Annotated in this window: 7 protein-coding genes; all 7 read left to right on the forward strand. The window is 41.2% G+C overall.

Annotated features, from left to right (window positions below):
* Positions 1 to 51: 51 nt before the first annotated feature.
* Entirely contained in the window at positions 52 to 642 is a 591-nt protein-coding gene (locus BXY_RS08635; protein WP_008026656.1) for an RNA polymerase sigma-70 factor, read from the forward strand.
* 71 nt (positions 643 to 713) lie between these two features.
* On the forward strand, positions 714 to 1,727 hold the full coding sequence (locus BXY_RS08640; RefSeq protein WP_015531707.1) for a FecR family protein: 1,014 nt from the start codon (positions 714 to 716) through the stop codon (positions 1,725 to 1,727).
* 270 nt (positions 1,728 to 1,997) lie between these two features.
* Positions 1,998 to 5,360, forward strand: coding sequence for a TonB-dependent receptor (locus tag BXY_RS08645; RefSeq protein ID WP_009040223.1), 3,363 nt, complete (start codon positions 1,998 to 2,000; stop codon positions 5,358 to 5,360).
* Positions 5,361 to 5,370: 10 nt separating this feature from the next.
* Positions 5,371 to 7,026, forward strand: coding sequence for a RagB/SusD family nutrient uptake outer membrane protein (locus BXY_RS08650; RefSeq protein WP_022200204.1), 1,656 nt, complete (start codon positions 5,371 to 5,373; stop codon positions 7,024 to 7,026).
* A gap of 32 nt (positions 7,027 to 7,058) precedes the next feature.
* Positions 7,059 to 8,057, forward strand: a complete 999-nt coding sequence (locus BXY_RS08655) for a glycoside hydrolase family protein (protein ID WP_022200203.1) — start codon at positions 7,059 to 7,061, stop codon at positions 8,055 to 8,057.
* A 26-nt stretch (positions 8,058 to 8,083) separates the two neighbouring features.
* Positions 8,084 to 10,135: a SusF/SusE family outer membrane protein gene (locus tag BXY_RS08660; protein WP_015531710.1), complete on the forward strand. Its 2,052-nt coding sequence runs from the start codon at positions 8,084 to 8,086 to the stop codon at positions 10,133 to 10,135.
* A gap of 133 nt (positions 10,136 to 10,268) precedes the next feature.
* On the forward strand, positions 10,269 to 11,633 hold a 1,365-nt coding region (locus BXY_RS08665), incomplete at its 3' end, for a beta-galactosidase (RefSeq protein ID WP_208946791.1).

The following is an 11,633-nucleotide window of genomic DNA, read 5'->3' on the forward strand; positions in this document are numbered from 1 at the left end:
AGTCTGCTGCAATTTCTCTAAATTTGTGCCATTAACTCGACTAATACATTCATGGAGCACACTGAAACTTTAATAGTAGAGCAGTTGAAGATAGGCAACGAAGACGCCTATCAATACATCTATGACCGTCACTATGCTCTGCTGTGTCATGTCGCAAGTGGCTATGTAAAAGATCAATTCCTCGCGGAAACCATTGTCGGGGATACTATTTTTCATTTATGGGAGATTCGTGAAACGTTAGAGATTTCCGTTTCTATCCGTAGCTATTTGGTGAGAGCCGTCCGTAATCGTTGTATCAACTATCTGAATTCTGAATGGGAAAAGCGTGAGATCGCGTTTTCATCTCTAATGCCTGATGAGATAACAGACGATAAAATGACGATCTCCGATTCGCATCCGTTAGGTGCATTGCTGGAGCGTGAACTGGAAGAGGAAATATATAAAGCCATTGATAAATTGCCGAACGAATGTCGTCGCGTGTTCGATAAAAGCCGTTTTGAAGGAAAATCATACGAAGAAATTTCTCAAGAGTTAGGCATCTCTGTCAATACGGTTAAATATCATATAAAGAATGCATTAGCATCTTTACAAATGAATCTAAGTAAATATCTGATTACTCTACTTTTATTTTTTTTCGGGTAAAAACGAAAAAAAGTCATTTTCAGACTACCCTCAATTAAAAAACTACTGTCTCCTTTATAGAACGCAGAAAAATGGAAGAAGAAAAGAAACATATTGATGAATTGATTGCAACCTATCTGACGGAAGGTTTGGACAAAAATGCTTTAGCCGAACTGAAAGCATGGGTAGCTGCATCACCTGAAAATAAGAATTACTTTATTCAGCAGCGGGAAGTCTGGTTTTCTGCTGTCAGTCGTGAAGCTGCGTCGAAATACAATAAAGATAAAGCGTTCGATACATTTAAGAAACGTATCGGAAATCGGAAGGAAATAGAAAAAACTTCTCATCATGGATTCCGGTTGTCAATGTTGTGGCGTTATGCAGCGATTATCGCAGTCATACTTGCAGTCGGCTGCTTCTCTTATTGGCAGGGAGGAGTGAATGTAAAAGACACATTCGCGGATATATCCGTAGAAGCTCCTTTAGGATCGAGGACAAAGCTTTATTTGCCGGACGGTACATTGGTTTGGCTGAATGCCGGTTCACGAATGACTTACTCACAAGGTTTCGGAGTTGATAATCGTATGATCGAACTGGAAGGTGAGGGATATTTTGAAGTCCGGCGGAATGAAAAACTCCCTTTCTTTGTAAAGACTAAAGATTTACAATTGCAAGTACTGGGAACAAAATTTAATTTTCGCGATTACCCGGAGGATCATGAAGTCGTAGTATCTTTATTGGAAGGGAAAGTAGAACTGAATAATTTACTGAAAAAAGAGAAAGAAGCAATTCTTGCGCCTGATGAGAGAGCAATATTGAATAAAACGAACGGACGGATGACAGTAGAAACAGTTACAGCCTCTAATGCTTCGCAATGGACGGACGGTTATCTGTTTTTTGATGAAGAGCTTCTGCCGGACATCGTGAAAGAATTGGAACGTAGCTACAATGTAACTATTCGCATTGCCAATGATTCTTTAAATACCTTCCGGTTCTACGGTAATTTTGTCCGTCGGGAGCAAAGTATTCAGGAAGTATTGGATGCGTTGGCATCTACGGAGAAAATACAATATAAGATTGAAGAACGCAATATAACTATCTATTAACCGGTTACCAGAGATTTATAATACTATGATTGTTTAACCTTAGAAATTGAAGAATATGAAGGAAGAAAATAATACTGAATAGTCTTTAGTGAATGAATAAGGAGAGAAAAATAAAAACCGGAAGATCTCGAACATCTTCCGGCTCCTGAATCTCTTCTTCAACAACTTTCAAACGTGAGCATGTTTTCAAAAGAGATAATGCAAAGTTAGCAAAATACATCTCTTTTAAAACGAGTTATTCAAGTTTTAATTAAATAATTTGTTTATTTTATGAATTACAGGAAGAAGGCCATATTAATGGTCGTGGCTCTCTTTTGCCTTAACATAGCAATGCTAGCCCAGGCCGTTTCATTGAAAATGAATAATGTTTCAGTGAAAGAAGCAATGACGCAACTGAAGAATAAAAGCGGATATTCTTTCGTATATAAAGTGGGAGATCTGGATACAAAGAAAATTGTGAGTGTAAAGGCAAAGCAGTTGAATGAGGCTATCGATCAGATATTGTACGGGCAAGATGTTGTTTATGAGGTAAAAGGTAAAAACATTGTTGTCCAGAAAGGGCAACGGCAGAATACCTCTAAAGACACTAAAAAGCGTAAAATCACAGGTGTGGTGAATGATGCCAATGGTGAACCGATCATCGGTGCTACCATCAAGGAAAAAGGAACGGCTAACGGAACCGCATCTGATTTGGATGCGAAGTTCTCGCTGGAAGTATCACCGGGAGCCGTATTAGAGATTTCCTATATTGGTTATCAGACACAGGAAGTAAAAGTGGGCGACCGGACCTCTTTATCCGTGACCTTGGCTGAAAATCAGCAAATTTTAGATGAGGTGGTAGTGGTAGGCTATGGTACGACTTCCCGCAAGAATCTGACTACTTCTATTGCTACAGTAAAAACAGAAAAAATATCGAAAGCAGCTACCAGTAATATTTCCGGAATGTTGTTGGGGCGTGCTGCCGGTTTGCAGGCAACCGTATCCAGTCCCCAGCCGGGGGGAGGCATCAATATCTCCATTCGTGGAGGTGGTACACCGATTTATGTGGTAGATGGAGTGGTTATGCCTAGCGGCTCTTTTGAAGTCGGTACGGGGAGCACATCACTTCCTTCCTCCGTCAACCGTGCAGGATTGGCAGGATTAAATCCCAACGATATTGAATCTATTGAAATCCTGAAAGATGCTTCTGCTGCCATTTATGGTATCGGAGCTGCCGATGGTGTTATTTTGGTGACTACCAAAAAGGGAAAAGAAGGAAAACCGACCATAGTGTATGAAGGAAGTTATTCCATACAGAAACATTATCCTTATCTGGAGGTATTGAGTGGTCCCGAATTGATGAACATGGTCAATGTTTTCAGTAAGGAGAATTATTTATATGACAAAGGTCAGTATCCTTATGGAAATACCGCTTATGATGATAAGTGGACACCTATCTTTACACCGACACAAATAGCCAATGCTCCGACTACGGACTGGTTGGACAAAGTGCTGAAAACAGGTGCGGTGACCAATCATAATCTGACGATTAGCGGTGGTTCTGAAAAGTTTAAATATTATCTGGGTGTTAACTACTATAAAGAAGATGCTACCGTTCATAATTCGGATATGGAGCGCTACTCTTTGCGTACAAATATCACCTCCCAACTGACTAACTTTTTGAAACTGACAACAATCGTCAATTTGAATCAGAATAATTACACGAACTCTACTGTTGGCGGGGATGTTGGGAACTTAGGAGATCAGGGAGCCGGAGCACTTTTCGGAGCAATTTTCTATCCTTCCTATCTTCCTATATACGATGCCGAAGGGAAATATAATGTATTTAGCCGGACGCCTAACCCTGTTTCCATGCATGATATTAATGATAAGTCCGAGCAAAGTGGTTATTACATGAATTTCTCATTGGATGTTGATATCATAAAGAATATGCTTTCGGCAAAAGTGTTGTATGGATTGAACAAGGAAAATACCTCTCGTGATTCATACATACCTTCTGATGTTTACTACGCATTGCAACGTAAATCCAGAGGAAACTTAGGATATGGAAAAAGGCAACAAAGCACTCTCGAAGGTACGTTGACATTTCAACATAAGTTTGGAGAGCTGTTGGATATGAATCTGATGGCCGGTATGGGACGTTATCTCGATAGTGGCGATGGTTCGGATATATCATACGAAAATGCGAATGATCATATACAGGGAAGCAGTGTAGGCATGGCAGACGGTCCTTTCTATCCGACTTCTTATAAATATAAAAATGAAAAGAGGTCACAGTTTGTCAGAGGAAATTTCGACTTATTGGGTCGCTATGTAGTATCTGCTTCATTGCGCCGTGACGGTACGGATAAATTCTTTCCCAGTAAGAAATATGCTCTCTTTCCATCTGTTTCTCTAGCATGGAAAATGAACGAAGAATCATTTATAAAGAATATCTCTTGGATTAATATGTTGAAACTAAGAGCCAGTTATGGTGAAACTGGTAGTGACAATTTAGGTACAACACTATATGGTATTGTAACAACTACCCGTGAAGATGTTCAGTTCAATAATAATTCAGTTACCTATATTCCTTACATATTGTCCGGTGCCAACTATGAAGATGTAACCTGGCAAAAGACGGTTATGAAAAATATCGGATTGGATTTTTCCGTTCTTAGAGATAGAATCTGGGGTAGTGTAGATGTATTCCGTAATGACGTAACCCATTTGTTGGGTACAGCACCGACTGAATTATTGGGAATGCACGGAACACGTCCTATCAATGGAGGACATTATAAACGTACCGGAGTAGATGTGAGTTTGAATTCGCTGAATCTTCAAACACATGATTTCAAATGGACCTCTCAAATTACACTGTCCCATTATAACGCGGTATGGATAGAACGTATGCCCAACTATGATTATCAAAAATATCAGAAAAGGAAAAATGAACCGATGAATGCATTCTATTATTATAAAACGACCGGTATCATCAATGTGGATAAGAGTAATATGCCCGAATCGCAACGTTCGTTAGGTCCTGCTGCTTGTATGCCGGGATATCCTATTGTTGAAGATAAAAATGGTGATGGAATCATTGATGTGAATGACTCTTATATGGATAATACGTTACCTAAATTATATTTTGGTTTCGGGAATACATTTACATGGAAGAACTTTGATTTGGATATATTCATGTATGGTCAATTGGGAGTAAAGAAATGGAATGATGCATATGGCAATAGTATAGATGTCGGAGGTCTCTCCAGAGGAGTGGATGCGCACAATGTTGGTATCTATTCTTATAACATTTGGAATACCCAGACAAACACGAACGGACGCTTCCCGGGTATCGCAATCAGTAAATCAGTGGCTTTACCCGAAAATCTGGGCTTTGATTATACAAGAGAAAATGCCTCTTATATACGTGTAAGAAACATCACACTGGGATATAATCTGGGTCCCAAAGAGTTATCTGTATTTAAAGGATATATTAGAGGAATACGTGTGTTTGTCGATTTTCAGAATCCTTTGACCTTTACCAAATACAAAGGATATGACCCTGAAATCAACACTTCCTCTTCTAATTTGACCGGAGGGCAATATCCTCAAATGAGAGTTTATTCAATAGGTGCAAAATTAACCTTCTAAACTTCAAGCTATGAAATCTAACAAATTATGTCGTATGAAAAAGAAGATTTTTTTACCGATGCTTGTTTCCTTGCAACTATTATTCGGTAGTTGTGAGAATAATTTTGATCCTTATATTTATGGAGCTTTGTTGCAGGGAGAATATCCTTCTACAGAGCAGGAGTATGTTTCCTATATGATGATTTGCTACTTGCCATACACTACGGTTTGGACGTATGATATGGGTTCAGGCGGTTTGCAGCACGGTATTCATATACAGTCGGGAGGAACGGTACGTATGTTTGATTCCACTTCTGATATATGTGCATCTGCTACCACAGTAGGTGCAGACTGGGAACGATTTACTAAAGGAGACTACAGTAATTGCTTTTATTACTGGCGTGGAAATGTAGATGATGGCAGTAACCTCAACCATTTCCCGAAAACAGCTCAAATAACCCGTATGACTGAAATCATTGGAACTTTGGAGAAAGCTCCTCTGACTGCTCTTACAGAAGAAAAAAAGAATAACCTGCTTGGAGAAGCGCGTCTGTGCCGTGGATTGATGATGTATTTTCTGTTACATGTTTACGGTCCTGTACCGGTCATCCTGGACCCCGAAAAAGTAATTGATCCGGAAGCGTTATCGAATACCGTGCGTCCTTCTTTGGACGAAATGACTCAATGGATTACGGATGACTTGGAGTTTGCCGCAAAGAATGCTCCCGAGGTGGCTCCGGATTTGGGACGCTATACGCGTGACTATGCCCGTTTCTGCCTGATGAAACACTGTCTGAACGAGGGAGAACACATGGAAGGCTATTATCAGAGAGCGATGGATATGTATAATGAACTTAATACAGGTAAATATGATTTGTTTAAAACTGGAAGTACCCCATACGTTGACCTGTTCAAGAATGCCAATAAATTCAATAAAGAAATCATTATGGCTGTCAGTTGTAGCCCGGCTGCCGATGGTAACCCGAAACATGGAAATGCGAATCCTTTCCTGATGTGGGCTTTACCTTCCGATGTGGCAAAAGGGGATCCTTTCCCAATGGGAGGCGGATGGTTTCAGGCTTTCAGTATGGATAAGAAATACTATGATGCTTTCGAAAGTAACGACGGTCGTCTGAAAACAATTGTGACTAGTTATAAAGACAAGAATGGTGTTATCATTAATAAAGACAATCTGGGGGTGAGATGGAATGGATATATTATGAATAAATTTCCGCAGGAAACCATGACAACTTTCCAGGGTACCGATATTCCTTTGGCAAGATGGGCCGATGTATTATTGATGTATGCAGAGGCAGAAGTACGCAAAACAGGAACCGTTCCTTCTGTGGCTGCTATAAATGCAGTAAATCAAGTAAGGAACAGAGCCGGATTGGCAAATTTGCCGGCTGTGGCAACCAATACCAAAGATGCTTTTCTGGATGCGATCCTGATCGAACGGGGACATGAACTCTTTTATGAAGGTAATCGTAAAATTGACTTGATCCGTTTTAATAAATATGCGCAGGAAATGTATAAGGCGAAGGGAGTAATGCCGACGCATCAGTACATGCCGATCCCTAATTATGCAGTCGAACAGGCGGTTTCTTATGGAAAAGAGCTGAAGCAGACTTGGGAACGTCCGGGTTGGGCGGAAGATAAGAGCAAAGCGCAGCAAAATATAAATTAAACCTATTAACTGAATATAAAGATATGAAACGTATGAGTTACTATATAATTGGTCTATTATTGTCTTTAATGAGTTGGGCATGCTCGGATGATGTAGAAACAGGCAGAGAAGAAATTCCGGTAGAAACAGATGGCGGATATTTATTTGCTCACATGACGAATGCTAATTATGGAAAGCTGTATTATGCAGCTTCCCGGGATGGTGTAAATTGGGAGACGCTGAATAAAGGTCGGATAATCAATAGTGCTTACATTGGGCATCCAGATATTTGTCAGGGACATGATGGGGCTTTTTATATGATAGCAGTCAATCCGTTGGCTTTGTGGCGGTCGGAAGATTTGGTGACATGGACGTCTACCCCGTTGGATGAAATGATTTTTAATCGTAGTAATGCGCAGGGATTTTATACTACTTATTATTGGGGAGCACCCAAGATGTTTTATGACAAGGACAGCGGACAATATATTATAAGCTGGCATGCCTGCAACGATCCGGATAAGGATGACTGGGACAGTATGCGTACTCTCTATGTGTTGACAAAAGATTTTGAGACGTATACAGAACCGCAGAAACTGTTCAACTTCACTGGTACAGATGAGAACATGGCTATTATTGATGCCATTATCCGGAAGGTAAACGGTGTTTATTATGCAATCTTGAAAGATGAACGCGATCCGGCTGTTGCTCCGGAAACCGGGAAAACAGTCCGTATTGCCACCTCTTCCAATCTGACCGGTCCTTACACCAATCCGGGAGCACCCGTCACTCCGAATGATATGATGCGCGAAGCACCTATTTTTATCGAACGGCCCAATCATAGCGGTTGGTTCATTTATGCGGAGTCTTATGCTGCCAAACCTTATGGCTATCATTTGTTTCAGTCGACCTCTATGGACGGACCGTGGAAAGAGCGTACCTTCTCCGGACCTAATGTAAAGGATGGCACGGACAGACCGGGTGCACGACACGGCTGCATCGTGAAGGTGAACGAAACGGTTTATCAGGCTTTGTTGAAAGCATATAAAAAATAAATGTATAATCTTAATATGACTGTATTATGAAATATTATATATATACGATTTTTCTGCTTCTGTTGGCGGCATCCTGTAGCGATGACGTACAGAAATGGGATAATTGGCCGGAATGGAAACTTGCCTCTCCTCTTTCCGTAGGGGGGAATGTGTTGGATGAAGAAATTTACTCCAATTTTCAGGGGAAGAAGCTTCATTTGGAAAAGGGACAGGAAATCGAATTTTCGGGAACCGACGGTATAGAATCAATCCTCTCACCGGATTACTTTGAATACTTGTCCGAAAATAAAGCTCGTTTTAAAGGAGAGACAGGCGATTATAGTGTGCTTTATGATCCCGTTAATGAACTTCTGTATGTAGAAAAAGCCGGTGCAACTTATCCGGAAGGATTATGGTTCTGTGGTGCTAACTGGGGGCATCCTCAAGCGGGAGTGGTTACTACAAGTGGCTGGAGTATGGACGGAGCCAACAATGTGCTTTATTGTTATAAAAGTGCTGACAACGTTTTTCAGCTCACTGTATATCTGGCTAATAACTTCTCATTCAAGTTCTTCAAACATAGAGGTTGGGGAGAAGGTGATAATGAGATTACCACTTTACCGGAAGACAATATAACACTTACCACCCCATTCCTGGTTGCAGGAAAGAGTGGGGGAGATTTTATCCCTGGACCGCTTTTCCAACCCGGAGTATATCTTATTACGCTTGATTTGAATAATAATACTTGTGCTTTTGAAGCAAAAGATGAAAATATTCAGGAGCAAACCTTCCTTGTTAACGGACATGAAATGGGTATATTAGAGGAGGCTTCGTCTTACTTGGGTATTGCTTTGGAACTTCATGAAGGCGATGAAGTGACTTTCGGCAATTTCGGTGATGTGAGAAAGATGCTTCAACCGGATTTCTTTGAAGATATAACAAAGGATAAAGCCACATTTATAGGGGCGGACGGAAACTATAAACTGTTTTACGATCCGGTAAACAAACTGATATATTTAGAAAATCGTTCAGTAAACTACCCGGATGGTTTATGGGTTTGCGGTTCTAATTTCGGACATCCTCAAGCCGGACGGGTGACTGTTGCCACATGGACCTTCAATTTGCCGAGTGATGCATTCCAGTGCGTGAAGATATCGGATAATGTTTTTGAAACAACTCTTTATCTGGTTAAAGATTTCCAGTTTAAATTCTATAAGCAACGTCCGTGGGGAGGTGAACTGGCTAGCACCACTGTTAATCCTTATCCTATTAATCTATTAGGTAAAGGCTGGTTTTATAGTGATCCGGCAACGGGTGGTACTGGTGGCGGACATTTTACCGGTGATTTTGTAGCCGGACCGGATTTCACGCCGGGAGTATACCGTGTCCGGATAGATCTGAATAAGAATATATGTATGTTTATTGATAGGGTAGACGAAGGGCAGCTTGGAGAAGAATTTTATAAAATAAACGGTACAGAGCTGACTCAATCTAATGATCCCAATTATATCGGTGTAGAGTTGAATCTCACGAAAGGGCAGACTGTCGATTTTGAAGGATTTAGCTATCTGGATTATATGCTTCAGCCGGAATACTTTACGAATGAAAACGGCCAATATAAGTTTAATGCTCCGGATGGCAAGTATAAGCTCTCCTATAATAAGAATAGGGAACTTATATATGTAGAGAAAACGACTGGTGCGGAATTCCCCGAAACTGTATGGATCACTGGGGCTACCTTCGGGCATCCTAGAATCAGCGGACTTCTTGCTGATGACATTGGAAATTGGGGATGGGAAAACCCGAAAGATTTTATCTGTTGTGTGAAGACCGGGGATCGTATTTTTGAAACCAATCTATTTTTAAACAATGACTTTATGTTCAGATTCTATAAGAAAAAAGGTTGGAATAATGAAATTACTTCGTTTGACGTGACTATTGTGTCTGAAGGTGATTTAATAGCCCGGGGCGGTTATTGGAACGGAGATCAATGGCAGGAAACAGAAAACTTCGGACCGGGAGCTAATTTCAGAGCCGGTATATATCATGTCAAGCTGGATATGAATACAAATACCTGCACGTTTACAAAGAAATACTAGTTTTGAGTATTATATTAGTGTAGCATAACATAAAGAGGCCGGTTTTATACAAAACACGACCTCTTTATATAAATGGCTATGTGGTTTTCTCTTTTAGAAATGTCTTATTATATAGATTCTAAAAATAATATCCATGAAGAAATCTTTATTGGTTTTAGCTTTACTGTTTTCATTGGCATCCTTTTCCCAGTCTCCGGTCGATAAGTCTTTTCCTCCGGAAGAGTTGTTTGCTTTGGGTTCTTATTATTACCCCGAGCAATGGGATTCCTCCCAATGGGAACGTGATCTGAAGAAAATGTCGGAGATGGGGATCAAGTTCACCCATTTTGCGGAGTTTGCTTGGGCCATGATGGAGCCGGAAGAAGGAAAGTATGATTTTGAGTGGCTGGATCGTGCAGTCTCTTTGGCGGAGAAATATGGTTTGAAAGTAATCATGTGTACGCCTACTCCTACACCTCCTGCCTGGCTGTCGAAAAAGTACCCCGATATATTGATTCAGCGGGATAATGGAGTTTCCATTCAGCACGGACGGCGTCAGCATGCTTCCTGGAGTAGCGACCGTTACCGTCGTTATGTAGAAAACATTGTTTCCCGTCTGGCAATTCGTTATGGCAATCACTCTGCTGTTATCGGCTGGCAGATTGACAATGAGCCGGGACACTACGGAGTAGTGGATTACAGTGAAAATGCACAACTAAAATTCCGCGTCTGGCTACAAAAGAAATATGGGACTATCGACAAACTGAATGATACATGGGGAACCTCTTTCTGGAGTGAAACTTATCAGGACTTCGACCAAGTGCGTCTTCCCAGTCAGCAGGAAGTACCCGATAAGCCCAATCCTCATGCCATGCTCGACCTGAACCGTTTCATGGCAGACGAATTGGCGGGCTTTGTTAATATGCAGGCGGACATACTCCGGCAGCATATTAATAAAGACCAATGGATCACTACCAACCTGATTCCTGTTTTCAATCCGGTTGACCCGGTACGGATCGATCATACGGACTTCCTGACCTACACCCGCTATCTGGTGACCGGACATAATCAAGGAATAGGTAGCCAGGGCTTTCGAATGGGGATTCCCGAAGATCTTGGGTTTTCCAATGACCAGTTTCGTAACCGTGTAGGCAAAACATTCGGAGTGATGGAACTACAACCCGGTCAGGTGAACTGGGGAGTGTATAATCCACAACCCCTACCCGGCGCTGTGCGTATGTGGGTGTATCACGTTTTTGCAGGTGGTGGGAAGTTTGTGTGCAATTACCGTTTCCGTCAACCTCTGAAAGGCAGTGAGCAATATCATTACGGCATGATAATGACCGACGGGGTGACTCTTTCTCCAGGTGGTGAAGAATATGTATGTATTGCGCAGGAGATGAAAAAGCTTCGTGCCGTCTACGATAAGAAAAACCGTATGCCCAAAGAGCTGGCTTCCCGACGCATTGGACTGCTTTTCGATATGAACAACTATTGGGAAATGGAGTTCCAGCGTCAA

The sequence above is a fragment of the Bacteroides xylanisolvens XB1A genome (genome assembly GCF_000210075.1).
Taxonomy (GTDB): Bacteria; Bacteroidota; Bacteroidia; order Bacteroidales; family Bacteroidaceae; genus Bacteroides; species Bacteroides xylanisolvens.

Coding starts and splice junctions, on each gene's coding strand:
- BXY_RS08645 (WP_009040223.1), top strand. CDS start 1,998: ATGAATTACAGGAAGAAGGCCATATTAATGGTCGTGGCTCTCTTTTGC.
- BXY_RS08660 (WP_015531710.1), top strand. CDS start 8,084: ATGAAATATTATATATATACGATTTTTCTGCTTCTGTTGGCGGCATCC.
- BXY_RS08650 (WP_022200204.1), top strand. CDS start 5,371: ATGAAATCTAACAAATTATGTCGTATGAAAAAGAAGATTTTTTTACCG.
- BXY_RS08635 (WP_008026656.1), top strand. CDS start 52: ATGGAGCACACTGAAACTTTAATAGTAGAGCAGTTGAAGATAGGCAAC.
- BXY_RS08655 (WP_022200203.1), top strand. CDS start 7,059: ATGAGTTACTATATAATTGGTCTATTATTGTCTTTAATGAGTTGGGCA.
- BXY_RS08640 (WP_015531707.1), top strand. CDS start 714: ATGGAAGAAGAAAAGAAACATATTGATGAATTGATTGCAACCTATCTG.